Annotated in this window: 17 protein-coding genes; 6 read left to right on the forward strand and 11 right to left on the reverse strand. The window is 70.7% G+C overall.

The window, feature by feature from the left end; all coding sequences use genetic code 11:
* Nucleotides 1-277: 277 nt before the first annotated feature.
* Nucleotides 278-1,804, forward strand: coding sequence for a gluconokinase (locus tag HMPREF2833_RS06505; RefSeq protein ID WP_070637017.1), 1,527 nt, complete (start codon nucleotides 278-280; stop codon nucleotides 1,802-1,804).
* A gap of 38 nt (nucleotides 1,805-1,842) precedes the next feature.
* Here HMPREF2833_RS06505 and bioD read toward each other — a convergent pair whose 3' ends face one another.
* The 4 genes from bioD to bioB form a co-directional block, all read right to left on the reverse strand.
* Nucleotides 1,843-2,562 carry a dethiobiotin synthase gene (gene bioD, locus HMPREF2833_RS06510; RefSeq protein WP_047979187.1) on the reverse strand — a complete coding sequence of 240 codons (720 nt, stop codon included), beginning with the start codon at nucleotides 2,560-2,562 and terminating at the stop codon, nucleotides 1,843-1,845.
* 147 nt (nucleotides 2,563-2,709) lie between these two features.
* Complete coding sequence (locus tag HMPREF2833_RS06515; protein ID WP_070637018.1) at nucleotides 2,710-3,888, reverse strand: 8-amino-7-oxononanoate synthase; 1,179 nt, start codon at nucleotides 3,886-3,888, stop codon at nucleotides 2,710-2,712.
* Nucleotides 3,885-5,246, reverse strand: a complete 1,362-nt coding sequence (gene bioA, locus HMPREF2833_RS06520; protein ID WP_083310946.1) for an adenosylmethionine--8-amino-7-oxononanoate transaminase — start codon at nucleotides 5,244-5,246, stop codon at nucleotides 3,885-3,887. The genes HMPREF2833_RS06515 and bioA overlap by 4 nt, the downstream gene beginning before the upstream one ends.
* A complete protein-coding gene (gene bioB / locus HMPREF2833_RS06525) occupies nucleotides 5,239-6,654 on the reverse strand; it encodes a biotin synthase BioB (RefSeq protein WP_070637020.1) in 1,416 nt (471 codons plus the stop codon). Before bioB ends, bioA begins: the two co-directional genes overlap by 8 nt.
* Nucleotides 6,655-6,916: 262 nt before the next feature.
* On the opposite strand from bioB, the gene HMPREF2833_RS06530 reads away from it, so the two are divergent.
* From HMPREF2833_RS06530 to mmsB, 4 genes are all read left to right on the forward strand, one after another.
* Nucleotides 6,917-7,444, forward strand: a complete 528-nt coding sequence (locus HMPREF2833_RS06530; RefSeq protein ID WP_070637021.1) for a TetR family transcriptional regulator — start codon at nucleotides 6,917-6,919, stop codon at nucleotides 7,442-7,444.
* A gap of 194 nt (nucleotides 7,445-7,638) precedes the next feature.
* Nucleotides 7,639-8,133: a GNAT family N-acetyltransferase gene (locus HMPREF2833_RS06535; protein WP_070637022.1), complete on the forward strand. Its 495-nt coding sequence runs from the start codon at nucleotides 7,639-7,641 to the stop codon at nucleotides 8,131-8,133.
* A 298-nt stretch (nucleotides 8,134-8,431) separates the two neighbouring features.
* On the forward strand, nucleotides 8,432-9,826 hold the full coding sequence (locus HMPREF2833_RS06540; protein ID WP_305778336.1) for an MFS transporter: 1,395 nt from the start codon (nucleotides 8,432-8,434) through the stop codon (nucleotides 9,824-9,826).
* A 25-nt stretch (nucleotides 9,827-9,851) separates the two neighbouring features.
* Nucleotides 9,852-10,772 (forward strand): 3-hydroxyisobutyrate dehydrogenase, encoded by a 921-nt coding sequence (mmsB, locus tag HMPREF2833_RS06545; RefSeq protein ID WP_070637023.1) that lies wholly within the window; start codon nucleotides 9,852-9,854, stop codon nucleotides 10,770-10,772.
* A 70-nt stretch (nucleotides 10,773-10,842) separates the two neighbouring features.
* Here the strand turns inward: mmsB and HMPREF2833_RS06550 are convergent, their stop codons facing one another.
* The 7 genes from HMPREF2833_RS06550 to HMPREF2833_RS06580 all read right to left on the reverse strand — a co-directional run bounded on the left by HMPREF2833_RS06550 (nucleotide 10,843) and on the right by HMPREF2833_RS06580 (nucleotide 17,705).
* Nucleotides 10,843-12,237 carry a short-chain fatty acid transporter gene (locus tag HMPREF2833_RS06550; protein ID WP_070637024.1) on the reverse strand — a complete coding sequence of 465 codons (1,395 nt, stop codon included), beginning with the start codon at nucleotides 12,235-12,237 and terminating at the stop codon, nucleotides 10,843-10,845.
* Nucleotides 12,238-12,442: 205 nt separating this feature from the next.
* Nucleotides 12,443-13,399 carry a cytochrome c oxidase assembly protein gene (locus tag HMPREF2833_RS06555; protein ID WP_246829086.1) on the reverse strand — a complete coding sequence of 319 codons (957 nt, stop codon included), beginning with the start codon at nucleotides 13,397-13,399 and terminating at the stop codon, nucleotides 12,443-12,445.
* Nucleotides 13,399-13,938 carry a DUF2243 domain-containing protein gene (locus HMPREF2833_RS06560; RefSeq protein ID WP_047979326.1) on the reverse strand — a complete coding sequence of 180 codons (540 nt, stop codon included), beginning with the start codon at nucleotides 13,936-13,938 and terminating at the stop codon, nucleotides 13,399-13,401. Before HMPREF2833_RS06560 ends, HMPREF2833_RS06555 begins: the two co-directional genes overlap by 1 nt.
* Before the next feature lie 303 nt (nucleotides 13,939-14,241).
* Nucleotides 14,242-15,432, reverse strand: coding sequence for an acetyl-CoA C-acetyltransferase (locus HMPREF2833_RS06565; protein WP_070637025.1), 1,191 nt, complete (start codon nucleotides 15,430-15,432; stop codon nucleotides 14,242-14,244).
* The gene (locus HMPREF2833_RS06570; RefSeq protein WP_070637026.1) at nucleotides 15,429-16,106 is read right to left on the reverse strand and encodes a CoA transferase subunit B; all 678 of its coding nucleotides are present in this window, start codon (nucleotides 16,104-16,106) and stop codon (nucleotides 15,429-15,431) included. Before HMPREF2833_RS06570 ends, HMPREF2833_RS06565 begins: the two co-directional genes overlap by 4 nt.
* Nucleotides 16,103-16,843 carry a CoA transferase subunit A gene (locus tag HMPREF2833_RS06575; protein ID WP_019309862.1) on the reverse strand — a complete coding sequence of 247 codons (741 nt, stop codon included), beginning with the start codon at nucleotides 16,841-16,843 and terminating at the stop codon, nucleotides 16,103-16,105. Before HMPREF2833_RS06575 ends, HMPREF2833_RS06570 begins: the two co-directional genes overlap by 4 nt.
* A gap of 109 nt (nucleotides 16,844-16,952) precedes the next feature.
* Nucleotides 16,953-17,705 carry a 3-hydroxybutyrate dehydrogenase gene (locus tag HMPREF2833_RS06580; RefSeq protein WP_019309861.1) on the reverse strand — a complete coding sequence of 251 codons (753 nt, stop codon included), beginning with the start codon at nucleotides 17,703-17,705 and terminating at the stop codon, nucleotides 16,953-16,955.
* Between the two features lie 282 nt (nucleotides 17,706-17,987).
* Between HMPREF2833_RS06580 and HMPREF2833_RS06585 the strand changes: the two genes are divergently transcribed.
* Entirely contained in the window at nucleotides 17,988-19,403 is a 1,416-nt protein-coding gene (locus HMPREF2833_RS06585; protein ID WP_070637027.1) for an MFS transporter, read from the forward strand.
* Nucleotides 19,404-19,535 lie beyond the last annotated feature (132 nt).

Below are 19,535 nucleotides of genomic sequence, written 5' to 3' on the forward strand. Positions count from 1 at the left end.
CGTTCTCCGCCGTGCAACCGCCCCGCTGAGCGGGCTTGCTCCCCTGTGCCGCGATCCGCAGCGTCTGAGGTGCAGTTCTACCCGGAATTTCCGCGAAATCCGGGGCAGAACCGCACCTCAGGCGTTCCCGCCCCAGGGGCTGCGAAGGCGCCCCGCCCGCGGGAGCCTCCGAGCGGCGTCGTGCCCCGTGGTGCGGCGACCCCGGCGGCGGTTCCTAGACTGGGGCGCAGACCACCGAAACCCGAGAGCCCGCGGCGGACGCGGGATCAGGAGAGACATGGGCAAGCACAAGAGGACACCCCGCCCGCACGACGGCGCCGACTTCGCGGTGGACCTGGAGGACGCGCGAGATCCGCTGGTGATGACGCTGGACATCGGTTCCACCGCGACCCGCGGCTCCCTCTACGACGCCACCGGCACGCCCGTGCGCCACTACCGGGACAAGGTTCCGCACGAGTTCACCACCGCGTCCGACGGCACGTCCGTGATGGACCCGGACCAGGTGGTCGGGGAGATCACGGAGATCCTGGACCGCGTGTGCGACCGGCCGGAGCTCGCGGGGCGCGTGGGCGGCGTCGGGCTGGACTCCTTCGCATCCTCCCTGGTGGGCGTGGACGCCGACGGCGAGGCCGTGACCGAGTGCTTCACGTACGCGGACTCCCGGTGCGCGCCGCAGCTCGCGCGGCTGCGGGAGGAGCTGGACGAGCGCGAGGTGCAGCAGAAGATGGGCGCGCGGCTGCACACGAGCTACCTGGCGCCGCGCTTCCGGTGGCTGCGGGAGACCCGGCCGGAGGACTTCGAAGCCGCGGAGCGGTGGCTGAGCATTGGCGAGTACGTGTGGCTGCGGCTGCTCGGGACCACCGCCGCCGGCACTGCGACCGCAGCGTGGACGGGGCTGCTGAACCGGCGCTCGGGCAACTGGGACCAGCGCATGCTCCGGATTGCGGGGATCACCGAGGAGAAGCTGTCCCCGATCCTGGAACCCCACGAGCCCCTGCCGGACGTGGACCCCTCACGCGTGCAGCGGTGGCGAGGGCTCTCGGAGGCGCGGTGGTTCGCGCCGGTCGCGGACGGGCTGTGCGCGAACATCGGGGTGGGTGGCACGGACGAGCGCACCATCGTGGCGTCCGCGGCCACCTCCGGGGCCATGCGCGTGCTGCTGCACCACCGCCCGCAGGACATCCCGCCGGGACTGTGGTGCTACCGCATCGACTCCTCCCGGTGCCTGCTGGGCGGGGCGCTCAACGACGTGGGGCGCGCGGTGAGCTGGTTGCAGGACACCTTAGCCCTGGACACCGAGGTGCTGAACGGGATCGCCGCCGCCCCCGTGAGCGCCGAGACCCCCGGCGTGCTGCCGTTCCTCACGGGTGAGCGCTCCACGGGGTGGGCGGGCAGCGCGCGAGCGGTGTTCTCAGATGTCTCCGCCACCACGGACGCACCCGCCATGGCCCGCGGGATGCTCGAGGGAATCGCAGGGTCCTACCGCCGGGTCTCCGACGAGCTGGAGAGCGCTTCCACGGGCGTGGAACGGATCGTGGCCGCCGGGCGGGTCACCCAGGAGCTGCCCTCGTGGCTGCAGATCCTGGGCGACTACCTGGGCACTCCCGTGATCCACCAGACAATAAAGCGCTCCACGTGCCGGGGCAACGCCCTGCTGATGCTGGAGTCGCTGGCGCCAAACGTGGAGCGGTCCTCGCCGGAGCCCGCGGCCACGTACTACCCGCGTGAGGCGGCGCAGGAGCACTACCGCCTGGTCCACGAACGGTTCGAGCGCCTCTACGGGGCCACGGTGGCGGGGGGCTGAGAGCGGCACGACGACGCCGGCCCCCGCCTTTCCAGCAATCAGCGGCTCCCGTGCCCCCATCCTTGCGGGACGGCACCCAGCAGCGGGATGCGCTGCCCGTCGAGCGCCGGGAGGTCCGCCAGGTACTCACGGTTGGAGGTGTGCAGGCGGTCGGGTTCGTGGGGCCAGCTGCCCAGCACCACACCGGCCACCCGCACCCCACGGTGCAGCAGGGCCTCCAGGCTCAGCAGGGTGTGGTTGAGGGTGCCAAGGTCCGGGCGGGCCACCAGGACGGTCTGCGCACCGAGCGCCTCCTCCTGCTGCAACGCTGCCGCCAGATCGGCAATCGTGCGCCGGTCTCCATCCAGCTCCACGAGAACGCCGCCGCTGCCCTCCACCAGCACGAGGTCGTGGGATTCTTGTAGTTCCAGGATTTTCGCCACGTGGGCCGTGATCGGCAGCAGCTCCACCCCGTCGATGGCCGCGGCGGGAGGGGGCGCCATGGGTTCGGTCAGCCGCTGCCCCTCCGCAATGGTGAGCGCCTCTGACGGGACGCCGGCGGCGCGGGCCAGCCGGGCGACGTCGTGCACGTCCCCCGGGTCGTCACCGCGCATGCCGGTTTGCTGAGGCTTGTAGACGGCGATCCGGCGGCGCCCCGCGTACCAGCCGGCCACCGCGAGAGCAGCCGTGGCGTAGGTCTTGCCCACGTCGGTGTCCGTGCCGGTCACCAGGACGGTGCGCCCGAGTGACGAGAAGATGCCGCTCAGAGGATTGATCATGGGGGCCTCCTGCCCGTTCGTGGGATGGGTTATGGGGGTCCGCAGGGCCGGTGACCACGTGTGCTCACCAATGCAGCAGCCGGGGACGTGATCCCATGAGCCACCGGCGCGATCGATCGGGCGGGCGTGCTCGTGGCCCCAGAACGCTCACGGCATGGCCGGTTCGTCTCCGGACACGTCCGCCAGCACCTCCCGGACGTGATCCAGCGCTCCCGACAATTCCTGTAATTCCATGTTTCCTGGCGCCGTGATGCGCAGGCGGCTGATGCCGTCCGGCACCGAGGGCGGACGGAAACAGCCCACCGCGACACCCCGGGCCCGCAGCTGCTCCGCGGCCCGAACCGCAGACTCCGAAGTGACCATGGGCACGGACTGCACCGCCGCCCTGGCGTGCGGGATGTTCAGCGCGGACGCCACGAATCGCGCCCGCTCGTGCAACCGGGCCGCCAGCTCGGGGGCTTCCCCGATGATCCGCGCGGCCTCAGTCGCGGCCGCCGCGGACGTCGGTGCCAGGGCCGTGTCGAAGATGAACGGGCGAGCCGTGTTGACCAGGTGCTCCCGCAGGGCGGGTGAGCCGAGCACCGCCCCGCCCTGCGCGCCCAGCGCCTTGGACAGCGTGAGCGTCAGCGCCACGTGCGGGGATCCCGCAAGCCCGAGCTCGTGCACGAGCCCCCGCCCTCCGCCGGCCACGCCGATGCCGTGCGCCTCGTCCACGAGCAGGAGCGCATTCTGCCGCTTGCACGTCTCCGCGAGCTCCCTGAGCGGTGCATGATCACCCCACACCGAGTAGACCGATTCCACGACCACGATCGCGCGTGTCTCAGAGCGCTCGGCCAGCAGTTCCGCCACGTGCGCGACGTCCGAGTGACGCGCGATCCGCACCGGCGAGCGGGACAGCCGGGCCCCATCAACCAGCGATGCGTGCGCGTGGGTGTCCGAGACGATGAGCGTGTCCGCGTCCCCCAGCGCCGTGAGCACCCCCGTGTTGGCGGCGTAGCCGCTGGAGAACGCGAGGGCGGCGGGCTGCCCGGTGAGCTCGCACAGCTCCCGCTCCAGCACCTCGTGGATTCCCAACGTCCCTGTGACCAGGCGCGATGCGCGGGATCCCGTGCCAAACTCTTCCAGCGCGGCGCGTGCCGCAGCCACGACCCGTAGGTCCCGGGACAGCCCCAGGTAGTCGTTCGAGGCGAGGTCCACGCAGCCGTCGGGCAGCATCCGCAGCCGACGCCGCAGTCCCGCCCCATCGCGCCGCTGCCGCCGGTCGCGGAGCCAGTCGTCGAGGGGTCCCGCGGCGTCCACTGTGCGTGCGGAAGCAGCAGCAGTCATGACCCGGCCTGCAGTTCCACCTGCTGCGCGGCCCGGAGCAGGGCGTAGGCGATCGTGCGGACCTCCTCGTCCGTGCACACGTACGGCGGCATGGTGTAGAGCAGGCGGCCGAACGGGCGGAACCACACGCCCTGCTCCAGTGCGGTGCGCGTGAGCAGCGCGGGGTCCGGTGCCTCGTGGAACTCCACGACCCCCACCCCGCCGATCACCCGCACGTCCTTGACCACGGAAAGGTCCGCGGCCACGGGCAGGATCTCGCGCAGCGCGGTCTCCAGCCGCGCCACGTCCCCCTGCCACGAGTCCCGGAGCAGCCGCACGGACTCCAGGCCCACCGCACACGCGAGCGGATTCGCCATGAACGTGGGGCCGTGCATGAGCGCCCGCTGCTCGGAGGCGGTGATCACCTCCCCCAGGGCCGCGGAGACGAGCACCGCCGCCAGGGTCATGTACCCGCCCGTCAGGGCCTTGCCCACACACATCACGTCCGGAACCACATCCGCCCACTCGCTCGCGAACCACTTGCCGGTGCGCCCGAAGCCGGTGGCAATCTCGTCCACGATGAACACCAGGTCCAGCTCGTCCGCCAGGTCCCGCAGCGCCCGCAGGCACGCGGGGTGGTAGGTGCGCATTCCGCCCGCGCCCTGCAGCACGGGCTCCACGATGATCCCCGCGAGCTCACCCCGGTGCTTCCGCGCGGTGGCCCGAACGTCCTCGATCCACTGCGTCACGCTGCCCTCGTCCGCGTGCCACACGGTGCCGTCGGGCGTGGTGGCCGCCGGCGGGGGCGCCACGAACAGCTGCTCCGCCACCAAACCTGAAAACTCGGCGTGCATCCCACCCTCCGGATCGCACACGCTCATGGCCCCGGTGGTGTCCCCGTGGTAGCCGCCGCGCACCGTGAGGATGCGCCGCCGCTCCGGGCGACCCCGCGCCGCCTGGTACTGCACGGCCAGCTTGAGGGCCACCTCCACGCTCACCGATCCGGAGTCCGCGAAGAACACGTGCCGCAGCTCGGTCGGCGTGACCTCCACCAGCAGCTCGGCGAGCTCCACGGCAGGGCGGTGCGTGAGGCCGCCGAACATCACGTGGGAGAACGCGGTGACCTGGTCCACCACCGCGCGGTCCAGCTCCGGGTTCCGGTAGCCGTGCACCGCGCACCACCAGGACGACATGCCGTCGATCGCCTCGATCCGCTCACCCTCCGGGCTCACGAGCGTGAGGGTCACGCCCTCCGCAGCCTCCACGGTGTACGGGGCGGGGCCGTCCAGCGCGGCGTACGGGTGCCACAGCAGCCCGCGGTCCCGCGCGGCAAGACTTTCCCCGGGAGGCATATCTCCCACGGGGCCGGGCTCAGGCATTCGGCGCCACCGACGTGCCCGCACCACGACGCCGCACGGTCGGGCTCAGCTCCACCCGCACCCTGGTGTCGTCCTCGTCCCGCTCCGGGCTGTCCCCTGAGCCCAGCAGCGCCGCGAGAGCCGGAGACATGCCGGTGCCGGTCGGCGCGGACGACGCCGCGGTGTCGCGGGCCCGCGCCCGGTCGCCAGTGTTTCGGGAGCCGACCTCGCGGGAGCTGTCGACCGCCTCGACCGACCCGCCCCGGGACACGTCAGCGGGGATACTCGCACCCTCGGGCTCAGAACCGTCACCGGACGCGGCCCCGGAACCAGCGGCCGATCCGCACACGGACCCGCACGGCGTCGTCGTCCGCTCCCCCGAGCCCTGCTCCGCACCGCTCCCCTGGGCCGCCGCCGGGCCGACGTGACGGTCCCGGGACGGATCCGGACCGGCCCCGAGGACGGTGAACCCGGCGTCGGCGATCATGGCCAGGTCCGCCTCGGCGGCCTGGCCCTCGGACGTGAGGTAGTCGCCCAGGAACAGCGAGTTGACCACGTGCAGGGCAAGGGGCTGCAGCGAGCGCAGGTGCATCTCGCGCCCGCCGGCCATCCGGATCTCCTTGTCCGGGCATACGAAGCGCACCACGGCGAGGATCTTGAGGCACTTCTGCGGGCTGAGCTGCCACATGCCGGCCAGGGGCGTGCCCTCGAACGGCATGAGGAAGTTGACGGGCACGGAGTCCGAGCCCAGGTCCCGCAGCGCGAACACCGCCTCGACGAGCTGCTCGTCCGTCTCGCGCATGCCCACGATCAGCCCCGAGCACGGGGACAGACCCGCGTCCTTGGCCCGCTCCACGGTGTCCACGCGGTCCTGGTAGGTGTGGGTGGAGCAGATGGACTCGTAGTGGGACTCGGCGGTGTTGAGGTTGTGGTTGTAGGCGTCCACGCCCGCGCCGCTGAGGGACTCCGCCTGACCGTCCTTGAGCAGGCCGAGGCACGCGCAGACCTCCACGTCCGGATGCTGTTCCTTGAGCGCCTCCACCGTGCGGGTCACGGTGCCCACCTCGCGGTTGGAGGGCCCGCGACCGCTGGCCACGAGGCACACGCGGCTGGCCCCGCCCTTGATGCCGTACTCGGCCTGCTCCACGGCCTGCTCGGGACTCAGCCACGAGTACTTGAGGATGTCCGTCCCGGCATTCAAGCGCTGGGAGCAGTAGCCGCAGTCCTCCGCGCACAGCCCGGACTTCAGGTTGACCAGGTAGTTCACCTTCACGGTCATGCCGAAGTGCTCGCGGCGCAGGCGTGCGGCGGCCGCCACGAGATCCAGCATGCCGGGATCGTCGGTGCGCAGCAGGTCGAGGGCTTCGTCCGGGGTCACGGGGGTGCCGGCGAGAACGCGCTCGGCCAGCTCTGCGGGGTTCTTGAACATTGTTCAATTATTGAACGGCGTTCAGGAAAGTCAATTCGTGACGGGAGCACGCGCGCCCATCGGGACGTACCCGACGTCGTCGCCCCTCACGGGCGGTCGCGCCTCGCAGAACGCGCCACCACGGGCAGGCCGGGCGTCCGAGCCTCCTCAGTGCCTGCAGGGCCCCGAACGACGGCGCCCGCACAGCACACATCCCACCCACCCCAACTCGGTAGAGTTTCCGCGGAACCCACACCCGGGCACGAGAGCAGGGAGGCACGCCGTGGCACTGGACCGCAGCCAGGTGGTGGATGCCGCGTGGCACATCCTGCAGACCTACGGTCTCGGCGACCTCTCCATGCGCCGCCTGGCCAGAGAGCTGGGCGTCCAACCCGGGGCGCTCTACTGGCACGTGGCCAACAAGCAGGAGCTGCTCGCGGTTCTCGCGCAGCGCATGGTCGCCCCGCTCGAGACCCCCGCGGTCCGCCCCGCGCACACTGCGGACAACGACGCCGTAGCGCTGCTCCTCATCGCCCGGTTCCGTTCCGCGGTGCTCGCCGTGCGGGACGGCGCGGACGTGGTGAGTGTGGCGCACGCCCTGGATCCATTGGGGATGCAGCCCGTTCCGCTGCTCATCACGGCGCTGACGGACCGGGGCATGACCCCGGAGGACGCCGAGACGGTGGCCCTCACGCTCACCCGCTTCACCCTGGGATCCGTGACCGCCCAGCAGACCCGCGAGTCGATGGACCTCCCCACCGCCACCATGGACGCCGAGTTCGAGGCGGGCGTGCGCGCGATCCTGGCGTAGCGGCGTCGTCGTGGGCCGTGCGAGGCGTGGCCCGGCAAGCTGGACGCTGTGAGGTGGAGTAAATGCAGCATTGCGCCCGCGAATCTGCATTTGCTCCGTTATTGCAGGCGTTGAGAGGCGGACGTCCGCATGGTCCTGGTGCAGCGGCGTCGTCCCCGCTGTCGTGCGCGAGCAGGACGGGGAAGAATGCCCGCATGACGACGCCCTCTTTCACTCTGCGAGTGCCTTCGCCCGAGGACGCCCCGAGGTTTGCTGAGGTCCACGTGCAGTCCTGGCGGGAGACCTACACAGGACTCGTGTCGGAGCACTTCTTCGGGGACGCCGCCCGGCAGGCCCGACTCAGGCTGTGGACCGGGCTGCTCGCGGACCCGACCGTACGCGAACGAATCCGGGTGGCCGAGGTGGACGGGACGATCGTGGGGTTCGCGGAGCATGGCCGCCCCGTGGAACCGGACCCCGCCCGCGAGCGGGAGCTGCGCGCGCTCTACGTCCTCCGCGAGCACCACGGCAGCGGGGCGGGGCAGGCACTGCTCGACGCCGTTCTTGGCGAGGAGCCCGCGCAGTTGTGGGTGGCCGAGGCCAACCCCCGCGCAATCCGCTTCTACGAGCGCAACGGCTTCCGCGCGGACGGGGCCACCCTCACGGATCCTGCTGTGGAGGACCTCCGCGAGATCCGCATGGTGCGCTGAGGCCCGCCCCGGGCGAGGCGGGGCCCGACGAGCAGGACGCTGTGAGGTGGAGCAAATGCAGCATCGCGCCCGCGAATCTGCATTTGCTCCGTTATTGCAGGCGTTGAGGGGCGGGGGCGCGCAGTGGTGGGCCAGCGGCGTCGCCGAGACCTCCACCTCCGCCCGACAGCACCAGGACGGCGGGCACCCGCTCGGAGATGACATGAGTCGACACCGCGTGGCGATGTGCCGGGCGGCGCCGTTGCCCCGTGCCACACTGTGCGTGACTGACGTCACATCCTCTGACCCAGGAGACACCATGAGCACAGCGGGCAGCGCCGCCCCGGCGGTCGACATGGACCCCAACGACAACCCGGAGACCCGCCGCGGCCTCAAGAAGGTGGTGGCGGCGTCCATGGCCGGCACCGTGGTGGAGTGGTACGAGTTCTTCCTGTTCGCCACGGCCTCCACGCTGGTGTTCGGCCCGCTGTTCTTCGTGGACACCGGCAACCCCCTGGACGGGATCATCAAGGCGTTCCTGATCTACGCGGTGGGCTTCATCGCCCGCCCCCTGGGTGGCATCGTGTTCGGGCACTTCGGGGACAAGTTCGGACGCAAGCACCTGCTGCAGGTGGCCATCCTGCTGGTGGGGACCACCACGTTCCTCATGGGCTGCCTGCCCACGTTCCACCAGGTGGGCTACTGGGCTCCCGCGCTGCTCGTGGTGCTGCGCTTCGCGCAGGGCTTCGCGGTGGGCGGCGAGTGGGGTGGCGCGATCCTGCTGGTCGCGGAGCACTCCCCCAACAGGGAGCGCGGATTCTGGGCCAGCTGGCCGCAGGCGGCCGTTCCCCTGGGCAACCTGTTCGCCACCGTGGTGCTGCTGATCCTCTCCCGCACCCTCACCGACGAGCAGTTCCTCTCATGGGGCTGGCGCGTGGGCTTCTGGCTGTCCGTGGTGATCGTGGCGATCGGCTACTACATCCGCACCCACGTCACGGACGCCGCGATCTTCACCGAGACCCAGGAAGAGCTGATCGAGGAGAAGGGCGCCTCCTACGGGGTGGCCGAGGTCTTCCGCCGCTACCCCCGCGGTGTCTTCGGCGCCATGGGCATCCGCTTCGCGGAGAACATCCTGTACTACATCGTGGTGACCTTCTCGATCACGTACCTCTCCACGCAGCTGAAGATGGACACCTCCAACATCCTGTTCCTGCTGCTGATCGCGCACATCGTGCACGTGATCATGGTGCCGGTCGTCGGTCGGCTCTCGGACCGGGTGGGCCGCCGCCCGGTGTACGCCGCGGGTGCGGTGCTCGCCATCGGCTGGGCGTTCGTGGCGTTCCCCATGTTCGACACCCGCAACCAGTGGATGATCCTGGCCGCGATCGTCCTGGGCCTGGTCATCCACTCCTTCATGTACGCGGGACAGCCCGCCATCATGGCCGAGATGTTCCCCACCCGCATGCGCTACTCGGGCGTCTCCCTGGGCTACCAGGTCACCTCGATCATCGCGGGCTCGCTCGCGCCGATCATCGCGACCACGCTGCTGCGCGAGTTCAACTCGTGGGTCCCCATCGCCATCTACATCGCCATCGCGTGCCTCATCACCCTGGTCTCCGTGCTCACCCTGCGCGAGACCAGGGGCGTGTCCCTGCACGAGATCGACGCCGAGGACCGACGCCGACTGGACGCCGAGCGCGGCGCCAGTTCCTGACCAGCACCACGAAAGGACACACCACATGAGCACCATCACCTGGATCGGCCTGGGCCACATGGGCGCACCGATGTCCGCCAACCTCGTGGCCGCGGGCCACGACGTCCGCGGTTTCGACCTCAGCGAGGCCGCGATGGCCGCCGCACGCGAGGGCGGTGTGCAGACGTTCCCCAGCATGACGGAGGCACTCGAGGGCGCGGAGGTGGTCATCACCATGCTCCCCAAGGGGGAGCACTCCCGCGCCGTGTACCTCGGGGAGGACGGCGTGCTCGCGCTCGCCCCGAAGGACGCGCTGCTCGTGGACAGCTCGACCATCGACGTGGCCACCGCCGAGGAGCTGCACCGAGCTGCAGCGGACGCCGGTTTCGCGTTCGTGGACGCGCCCGTGTCCGGCGGGATCAGCGGCGCCGCCGCCGGCACCCTGACGTTCATGATCGGCGGGGAGGAGCAGCACGCCCGCCGCGCGGAGGAGATCGTGCAGCCCATGGCGGGCCGCGTGGTCCACACGGGAGCCGCCGGCACCGGGCAGGCCGCGAAGATCGTGAACAACATGATGCTGTTCATCTGCCTGGAGGCGTGCTCGGAGGGCTCCGTGCTGGCGGACCGGCTGGGCCTGGATCCCAAGGTCTTCTGGGAGATCGCCTCGGTCTCCTCCGGCAACTCGTGGGCGCTGCAGACCTGGTACCCCGTGCCGGGAATGACGGACTCCGCGGCGGCGAACCACAACTTCGACGCCACGTTCTCGGCCACTCTCGCTGCCAAGGACATCGGGCTGGCTCTGGCCGCCGGTAAGCAGACGGACGTGAACCTGCCCGCCGCACGCCTGGTGGCCGAGCGCTTCCAGGAGCTCATCGACGAGGGCCTCGCGGGCAAGGACTGCAGCCTCATCGCCAAGTACGCAGCCCCGGACGGCAAGATCCCCGGCTGGGACCCCGAGAAGGGCTGAGCCCCACGACAGGAGTGCAGAACGGCCCCGCGCGATCCTTGGATCACGCGGGGCCGTTGCCTTCTCTTCATCAGGCGCCCGCGCCCACCACGAGCATGGTGGCCCCGAAGACCAGACCGGAGACGATGAGTACCACGGTGGTGTAGCTCAGGATGTCGCGGATCTTCAGCCCGGCGATCGCGAGCAGGGGCAGGGCCCAGAACGGCTGGATCATGTTGGTCCACTGGTCGCCGTACGCCACGGACATGATGAGCACGGACGGGTCCACGCCCAGGCGGGCGGCGGCGTCGAGCAGGATGGGTGCCTGGATGGCCACCTGACCGCCGCCGGACGGGACGAAGAAGTTGACCAGGCCCGCGGAGAGGAAGGCGAGCAGGCCCAGGGTCTGCGGGGTGGCGACCGCCACGATGGAGTCGGAGAGCACCTGGATCAGCCCCGTGGCGGTCATGATGCCCATGATCCCGGCGTACAGCGGGAACTGCAGCAGGATGTCGCCCACGTTCGCGGCGGCGTTCTTCACCAGGGCCATGACCTCGAACGCGTTGCGGGACAGCAGGAAGATCAGGGCCAGGAACATCCAGTTCACGATGTCCAGGGTGACGCTGCCGCCGCCCGTGAAGTGGATGATCAGATAGGCCACGAGGGCGAGACCCACCAGCAGGGTGGGGATCCGGGAGGCGTCCAGGCGGTCGGCGGGGGCCTCGATGGCGGGCTCGGGGATCTGCTGCTCGGACTGCGCGAGCGCCTCCGCGGTGATGCTGTGGGACTCCGGGACGGCACGCGGGGCCACGAGCCACAGGGCCAGCGCCACGAGGACCACGGTGACCACCGCGGCGGTCATGTTCCACCAGGAGAACGTGGTCTCGGAGACGGGGATGACGTGACCCACCTGCTTCTCGATGAAGGAGCCGGGGGTGGCCGCGGTGAGCGGACCCGAGCCCGAGTACCCCATGTGCCACACGACCATGCCGGAGAAGCCGGCGGCCACGAGCATCGGGAAGCTCACGGGGGTGCCGCGCCGGGAGAACTCGGCGGCCACCTCGCGCGCAAGCAGCCCGCCCACCACCAGGCCGAAGCCCCACGTGATGAGGCACGCCACCGCGGCCACCACGAACACGAACACGTAAGCGGCCAGCGCGGTCTGCGGCATGGCCGCGAGCCGCCCGAGCAGCGCCCGCACGGGCCGGGTGCTCGCCAGGGCGTGGCCCAGCAGAAGCACCAGGGCCATCTGGGTCATGAACGCGAGCAGTCCGGAGAGCCCGGCACCCCACCCCTCGATCACGGTCACGGGGCTCGCGTCCGTGAGGAGCAGCGCCATGACGCCGACCACCGCGGTCAGCAAAATCGCGAAGATCAGCGCGGAGGGAATGAACCGCTCCACCACGTAGTTGACGGGGCGCATGGCGCGGGCCAGGACCGGTTCAGAGGAGGCCGCTCGGGCCGGGGAGTGCTGCGGGGAGCTCATGGGGGTTCCTCAGGGGTGGCTCGGATCAGGTACCGCCCCGATCCTAGAGACAGTGACATGCGTTACATGCTGTGCGCGCAGTGTGACGGCCCCGCGCATCTCCCCGCCTCGTGCGCATCCGCAGTCCCGCCCGTCCCCCGCCTCGTGCCACGTGCCCACGACGACGCGGCGCAGGCCCACGAGGCCCCGCTCCCGGCCTGTCCGCTCACGCCCGGTCGCGCGCCGTGACCTCCGGGTGCCGGGCGCCGGGCTCTCGCCGCGCCGTGGCCCGGTGGTGGCCGAGGAACAGCAGCACGATGAGGGCCACGTCCACCACGTCCCCGCCGTAGTACATGAGCTGCGCTCCGACCTCCGCGTCCGCGGGCGCCACCCCCGCGGGCGGATGGGCGAACAGCCACTTGGCCAGGATGGAGTGGGCTGCGATGAACAGCACCAGGACGGCCGCACGCACGCGGAAGGACGAGCGGTGCGGATCCGGGTCCGGCCCAGCGATCGAGGCGGTGAACACGTACCCGGCCAGGAAGATGTGCGTGTGCACCACCGCGTGGCCGAGCGCCGAGGCGTGCATCCAGTGGAACAGCCCGGTGGTGTAGAGCAGCCACAGCCCGCCCACGTTGAGCACGGCGGCCACCGCGGGGTGCATCACGAACCTGATCCACGGGAACCGCAGCACCCGCGTGACCCTCCGGGCCCCGGCCGTGGGCAGCCCGCGCAGCAGCACCCGCACCGGGGCGCCCAGCACCAGGAGCAGCGGCCCGATCATCCCCACCAGCAGGTGCCCCACCATGTGCATCGTGAAGCTTGCGTGACCGGCCTGGGCCACGGGCCCCACCAGCCCGGCACCCACGCACGCCAGTCCCGCGAGGAAGCTGACCGGGCGCCAGGTGGCCACGCCGCGTCGCCCGCGCCCGGCCCACAGGCACCAGCAGTACGCCACTGCGGCGAGCAGCACGAGCGCGAGGACCAACCACTCGAAGAGCGGCCACGGGGCGGCCACCGCGGCGTCCGCGTGCCCAGCGGCACCGCCACCGTGCTGCCCGTGGTCCCCGTGCCCCTGCTCCCCCGGAGACCCCTGCTCCCCCGCGCCCACCACAGCCGCGAGAAGCCCCGGGGGTGCGAAGAGCGTCAGGAACCCGGGGAGGATCAGAGTCCCCGAGCCCATTACGCCGCCCGGTACGCCCGGGCGCCGCGCCGCATCACCAGGTACCCCACGAGCATGAGAACCACGGCCGTGCCGTTCCACACCAGGTCGTACGGCAGCAGGTCCACGCCGTAGCGGATCTGGTGGATGCCCAGCAGCTTGTGGTCCACGATCCCGTCGAAGAGCTGGAAGGAGCCGACGCCCAGGATCACCGCACCCACCCAGTGGGGCCAGTGCACCCCGCCACTGCGGCGCACGTCGGCCAGCATGAACAGACCCCACACCGTGATGAACCATGCAAACGCATGAAAGAAGCCGTCGGTCACGAGAGCGACCTCGTGCGTGGAGAGGTCGTAGAAGTGGTGCCACTGCAGGCCCAGGTGGAAGATGAACAGGTCGATCATGGCCGCCGCGATCCCGCAGCCGAACAGGAACCCGGACAGCGCGGCCCGCTTCCGGGTGCGTGTGACGTCCGGGCCCGACGCCGCCCGGTCAGCCGTCGTCTCGCTCCTCGCCGATCCTGCGGACGGGGCAGCGGGTGTGGATTCCGGATGTGCCATGTTCCCTCCCGGGTCGCGCGGTGGCCCGTGGTTGGACGCAGCGCGCGTGTCCCGAGCGGGAACCGCACCGCCGCCCGCCCTCGGACCGCTTGCCGTCATCAGCCTACTGATGTGTGTGCTCCGTGGCACGGTTCTCACACCCGCAGCGGCCCACATGACGTGTCCGCCCGGACCCGCGGGGCCACCACCCACCCCCGGGTCCGACCCTCCGCCCACGCCCCGGGCCACGAGAACGGGGTGCCCCGCTCTGGTGAGCGGGACACCCCGTAGGTCACGCGGCGCCGCTCAGCGGCACCGCCCGTCTCAGCGGCTCAGCAGCAGGGCCTCGCCCTGACCGCCGCCACCGCACAGCGAGACCGCAGCCTTGCCGGAGCCGCGGCGCGCGAGCTCCATGGCCGCGTGCAGCGCCAGGCGGGCACCGGACGCACCGATGGGGTGGCCCAGGGCGATCGCGCCGCCGTGGATGTTGACCTTGTCCATGTCCACGCCGAGGTCCCGGACGGACTGCACGGAGACCGCGGCGAACGCCTCGTTGATCTCGATGAAGTCCAGATCGGCCGCGCTCCACTCCGAGCGGGACAGGGCGTGCTCGATCGCGCGCGAGGGCTGCGAGTGCAGGGACGTGTCCGGCCCGGCCACCTGCCCGGGCCTGCCCACCACGGCGAGCCAGTCCATGCCGTGCTCCTCCGCGTAGCCGCGCGTGGTCAGCACCACGGCCGCCGCGCCGTCGGAGATCGGGGAGGAGTTGCCCGCGGTGATGGTGCCGTCCTTGGTGAAGGCGGCCCGGAGCTTGCCCAGCCCCTCGGCGGTGGAGTCCGGACGCACGCCCTGGTCCTCGGAGACGGTCACGGGATCGCCCTTGCGCTGCGGGATCTCGATCGGCGCGATCTCGTCCGCGAACACACCGTCCTGCTGCGCCTTGCCCGCGAGCTGGTGGCTGCGGGCCGCCACCTCGTCCTGCTCCTCACGCGTGATGGAGCGCTCGGAGTTGCCGGTCTCGGTCAGCTCGCCCATGGGGACCTGCAGCTCCACATCCACGAGGCCGTCGTGGGCCAGCGAGTCCGCGAGCCTCATGTCCCCGTAGGACGTGCCCTTGCGGGCCCCCAGAGCCAGGTGCGGGGCGTTGGTCATGGACTCCATGCCGCCGGCGACGACGACGTCCGCCTCGCCCGCGCGGATCATCCGGGCCGCCTCGGTCACGGCCACCAGCCCGGACAGGCACACCTTGTTGAGACTCATGGCGGGCACGTTCATGGGCAGTCCGGCGGCCACGGCGGCCTGCTTGGCGGGGTTCTGCCCGTTGCCGGCCTGCACCACGTTGCCCATGTAGACGTAGTCCACATCCTCCGGGGCCACGCCCGCGCGCTGGAGCGCGTGCTTGATGGCGTGCGCGCCCAGGTCCACGGCGCTCTGGGACGCCAGCGCGCCCAGCAGCTTGCCCTGCGGGGTGCGGGCCCCGTTGACGATCACGATGTCATTGGCGTTCTCTGTCACTGTTCCTCCTGAACGGGTACGGAATCGGGGGTCACGTCCACGAGATCCACCCGGTAGTTCGCTTCGGTCTTCTCGGCCACTTCTGCCTCGGTCACGCCGGGGGCCAGGGTGCGCAGCACCAGTCCGGCCTCCTCGACGTCGAACACGCACAGGTCCGTGATGATGCGGTCCACCACGCCCACACCGGTGAGCGGGAGGTCGCACTCGTGCTTGAGCTTCGCGGAGCCGTCCTTGGCCATGTGCTCGGTGAGCACCAGCACGCGCGGCGTCCCGGCCACGAGGTCCATGGCGCCACCCATGCCCTTGACCATCTTGCCCGGGATCATCCAGTTGGCCAGGTCCCCGGTCTCGGAGACCTGCATGGCCCCCAGGATGGCCATCTTCACGTGTCCGCCACGGATCATCCCGAAGGACGTGGCGGAGTCGAAGATCGCGGCCCCCGGCTGCAGGGTGATGGTCTGCTTGCCCGCGTTGATCAGGTCCGGGTCCTCGTCCCCCTCGTACGGGAACGGGCCCATGCCCAGCACGCCGTTCTCGGACTGCAGCACCACGCTCACCCCCGGCGGCAGGTTGTTGGCCACGAGCGTGGGGATGCCGATCCCCAGGTTCACGTAGTCGCCGTCCGCCAGTTCCGACGCCGCAATGGCCGCCATCTCGTCGCGTGTCCAGCTCATGCCGCTCCTCCCTCGACGCCGCCGGCGCCCTGCGCGTCCGGCCGAGGCCGGGTGGTGCGCTGCTCGATCTCCTTGGGCGCACCGGAGTACTGCACCACGTGCTGCACGTACACCCCCGGGGTCACGATGTGGTCCGGGTCCAGCTCGCCGGGGGCCACGATCTCCTCGACCTCCGCGAAGGTGACCCTCCCGGACGCCGCGCACACCGGGTTGAAGTTGCGGGACGTGCGCCGGTAGACCAGGTTCCCGTCCGTGTCTCCGCGCCACGCGTGCACCAGGGCCACGTCCGCCACGATCCCGCGCTCCTGCACGTAGGTGCGGCCGTCGAACTCGGCGGTGGGCTTGCCCTCCGCCACGGGGGTGCCCACGCCGGTGGCGGTGTAGAACGCGGGGATTCCCGCGCCGCCGGCCCGCAGCCGCTCCGCGAGGGTGCCCTGGGGGTTGAACTCCACCTCCAGCTCACCCTCCAGGAACTGGCGCGCGAACTCCTTGTTCTCCCCCACGTAGGAGGCCAGCACCTTGGAGACCTGGCGGTTCTCGAGCAGCAGCCCCAGACCCTTGCCGTCCACGCCCATGTTGTTGGAGACCACCGTGAGGTCCTTGACCCCGCTCTCCCGCACCGCCTCGATGAGGTCCCGCGGGACACCGGAGAGCCCGAACCCGCCCACCGCGAGCGTCATCCCGTCCCGCAGGGTCTCGGCCAGCAGCTCCGCTGCGCTGTCTCTGAGTTTGGACATGGCCACCCTTTCGCATTGTGTGCACGTGTGATCCGCATCTCAGCGTAGACGGTCCGCGTCCCGGCCGCCGAACGCGTGGCGCAGCAGGCGCGCGGGCGGCGTCGTCGGCTCAGGAGGCCATCCAGCCGCCGTCCATGGCGTAGGAGGAGCCCGTGACCATACCCGCGGACGGCCCGGCCAGGAAGGCGATCAGCTCGCCCACCTCCTCGGGCTCCACGAGGCGCTTGATCGCGGACTCGGTGAGCATGATCTTCTCGACCACCTGCTCCTCCGGGATGCCGTGCGTGGCCGCCTGGTCCTTGATCTGCTTGTCCACCAGCGGGGTGCGCACGTAGCTGGGGTTCACGCAGTTGCTCGTGACACCGTGCGGCGCACCCTCCAGGGCCACCGCCTTCGAGAGCCCCTCGAGTCCGTGCTTGGCCGCCACGTACGCGGACTTGAACGCGGACGCCCGCAGCCCGTGCACCGAGGACACGTTGACGATCCGACCCCACCCCTGCTCGTACATGTGGGGGACGGCGGCGCGGATCAGCAGGAACGGGGACTCCAGCATGAGGGTGAGGATCCGGTGCAGGTCCGCGGGGTCGAAGTCCTGGACGGGCGAGACCTTCTGGATGCCCGCGTTGTTGACCAGCACGTCCACGTCCAGGCGCAGCTCCGCGAGCGCGGCGGTGTCCGTGAGGTCCACGGCCCACGCCTCACCGCCCACCTCGTCCGCGAGGCGCTGGGCGGCGTCGTGGTCGATGTCCGCGACCACCACGTGGGCGCCGCGCGCGGCGAGCGCCCGGACCGCGGCGGCTCCGATGCCGCTGGCACCGCCGGTCACGAGCGCCTTCTTGTCGTTGAGAGTGGTCTCGGTCATGTCGGGTGCCCTCACTCGCGGTGGTCTTTGCTCCAGGGTACGCAGGCCCGCCCCCGCCCGGAACGGTGCGGTCCTCGCGGCCGACCATGTCAGGACCGGGCGAGAGGTCGAGACGCCGAGCCCCTTGCACCCGACGTAACATATACGATTTGATACACGACACAGGTGACGCGGTTCACACCCAGCTCTACACTCACTTCACGACCAATTGGTCGGTTAATGCGTGACCCATCCGCCACTGGCACCCCACGGACTCCGGTCCGACGATCCTGGAGACCCCACATGGCAACCACCACAGCGCCCGCGCAGGGCCGCACCATGTCACGAGAAGAGCGCAAGGTCCTTGCGGGAACCCTCGTGGGCACCACCATCGAGTGGTACGACTTCTTCATCTACGCGCAGGCGGCCGCCTTCATCCTGGCGGCCCACTTCTTCAACCCCCTGGGGGCGGAAAACGCGCAGCTCGCGCAGGTGGTCTCCTGGGCGTCCCTGGGCATCAGCTTCCTGTTCCGCCCGCTCGGGGCCATCGTGGCCGGGCACATCGGCGACCGGTTCGGCCGCAAGGTGACCCTGGTGATGACCCTGTTCGGCATGGGCGCGGCCACCACGCTGATCGGCCTGCTGCCCACGTACGAGCAGATCGGCATCGCGGCACCCATCCTGCTGATCCTGCTGCGCATCCTGCAGGGCTTCTCCGCCGGCGGCGAGTGGGGCGGGGCGGCCCTGATGTCCGTGGAGCACGCCCCCGTGAACAAGCGCGGCCTGTTCGGCGCCTACCCGCAGATCGGCGTGCCGATCGGCATGCTCATGGCCACTCTGTTCATGTTCTTCCTGACCACCACCCTGACCCCCGAGCAGTTCGAGACCTGGGGCTGGCGCGTGCCGTTCCTCTTCTCCATCGTGCTGATCTTCGTGGGCTGGATCATCCGCCGCTCCGTGGACGAGTCCCCGGTGTTCCTGGAGATGCAGCAGCGCGCCAAGGAGTCCTCCGCACCCCTGGGCCAGCTGTTCCGCAAGAACCCGCGCGAGGTGCTCCTGGCCGCGCTGATCTTCGCGGGCAACAACGCCGCGGGCTACCTGGTGATCGCGTTCTTCGCGTCCTACGGCACCAAGGCACTGGGCATGTCCCGCCCCGAGACGCTGATCGCCTCCATCGTGGGCGGCGTGGGATGGCTCATCTTCACCATGCTCGGCGGGTGGATGTCGGACCGGATCGGGCGCAAGCTCACGTTCCAGATCGGCTACGGCATCATCATCCTGTGGGCCATCCCCATGTGGTGGATGCTCAACACGGCATCCCTGCCGCTGTTCGCGCTGGCCATCTTCATCCTCACCATGGGCCTGGGCCCGTCCTACGGTCCGCAGTCCGCGATGTACGCGGAGATGTTCCCGGCCCGCGTCCGCTACTCGGGCGTCTCGATCGGCTACGCGCTCGGCTCGATCATCGGCGGCGCCTTCGCCCCCATGATCGCGGAGCTTCTGCTGGGCCGCACGGGCCAGGCCTGGACCATCGGGCTCTACATCGCCCTGCTGTCCCTGGTGTCCTTCATCGCGGTGTGCTTCGTGAAGAAGTCGGACCAGGGCAAGGACCTGCACGTGGCCGAGGTGCACGAGGAGTACGTGCGCTCCCACCCGGGCGAGAGCGTGGCCCCGGTGGCCGGCGAGCCCGAGACGGGCACGGACGCCGCGCGCCACTGAGCCTCGCGCTCCACAGCTCCCGGTCGGTGTGCACTCGGGGGCTGACCGGTTCCCCACCGCGGGCCCGGCATCCGCCCAGGATGCCGGGCCCGCGGTCTGTCCGGACAGAGACTGACATGCACGGTCACCGAT

It is taken from the genome of Kocuria sp. HMSC066H03, assembly GCF_001812045.1.
GTDB lineage: Bacteria > Actinomycetota > Actinomycetes > Actinomycetales > Micrococcaceae > Kocuria > Kocuria rhizophila.

Coding starts and splice junctions, on each gene's coding strand:
- bioA (WP_083310946.1), bottom strand. CDS start 5,246: ATGCCTGAGCCCGGCCCCGTGGGAGATATGCCTCCCGGGGAAAGTCTT.
- HMPREF2833_RS06515 (WP_070637018.1), bottom strand. CDS start 3,888: ATGACTGCTGCTGCTTCCGCACGCACAGTGGACGCCGCGGGACCCCTC.
- HMPREF2833_RS06550 (WP_070637024.1), bottom strand. CDS start 12,237: ATGAGCTCCCCGCAGCACTCCCCGGCCCGAGCGGCCTCCTCTGAACCG.
- HMPREF2833_RS06570 (WP_070637026.1), bottom strand. CDS start 16,106: ATGAGCTGGACACGCGACGAGATGGCGGCCATTGCGGCGTCGGAACTG.
- bioB (WP_070637020.1), bottom strand. CDS start 6,654: ATGTTCAAGAACCCCGCAGAGCTGGCCGAGCGCGTTCTCGCCGGCACC.
- HMPREF2833_RS06505 (WP_070637017.1), top strand. CDS start 278: ATGGGCAAGCACAAGAGGACACCCCGCCCGCACGACGGCGCCGACTTC.
- HMPREF2833_RS06535 (WP_070637022.1), top strand. CDS start 7,639: ATGACGACGCCCTCTTTCACTCTGCGAGTGCCTTCGCCCGAGGACGCC.
- HMPREF2833_RS06580 (WP_019309861.1), bottom strand. CDS start 17,705: ATGACCGAGACCACTCTCAACGACAAGAAGGCGCTCGTGACCGGCGGT.
- HMPREF2833_RS06560 (WP_047979326.1), bottom strand. CDS start 13,938: ATGGCACATCCGGAATCCACACCCGCTGCCCCGTCCGCAGGATCGGCG.
- bioD (WP_047979187.1), bottom strand. CDS start 2,562: ATGATCAATCCTCTGAGCGGCATCTTCTCGTCACTCGGGCGCACCGTC.
- HMPREF2833_RS06540 (WP_305778336.1), top strand. CDS start 8,432: ATGAGCACAGCGGGCAGCGCCGCCCCGGCGGTCGACATGGACCCCAAC.
- HMPREF2833_RS06575 (WP_019309862.1), bottom strand. CDS start 16,843: ATGTCCAAACTCAGAGACAGCGCAGCGGAGCTGCTGGCCGAGACCCTG.
- mmsB (WP_070637023.1), top strand. CDS start 9,852: ATGAGCACCATCACCTGGATCGGCCTGGGCCACATGGGCGCACCGATG.
- HMPREF2833_RS06585 (WP_070637027.1), top strand. CDS start 17,988: ATGGCAACCACCACAGCGCCCGCGCAGGGCCGCACCATGTCACGAGAA.
- HMPREF2833_RS06555 (WP_246829086.1), bottom strand. CDS start 13,399: ATGGGCTCGGGGACTCTGATCCTCCCCGGGTTCCTGACGCTCTTCGCA.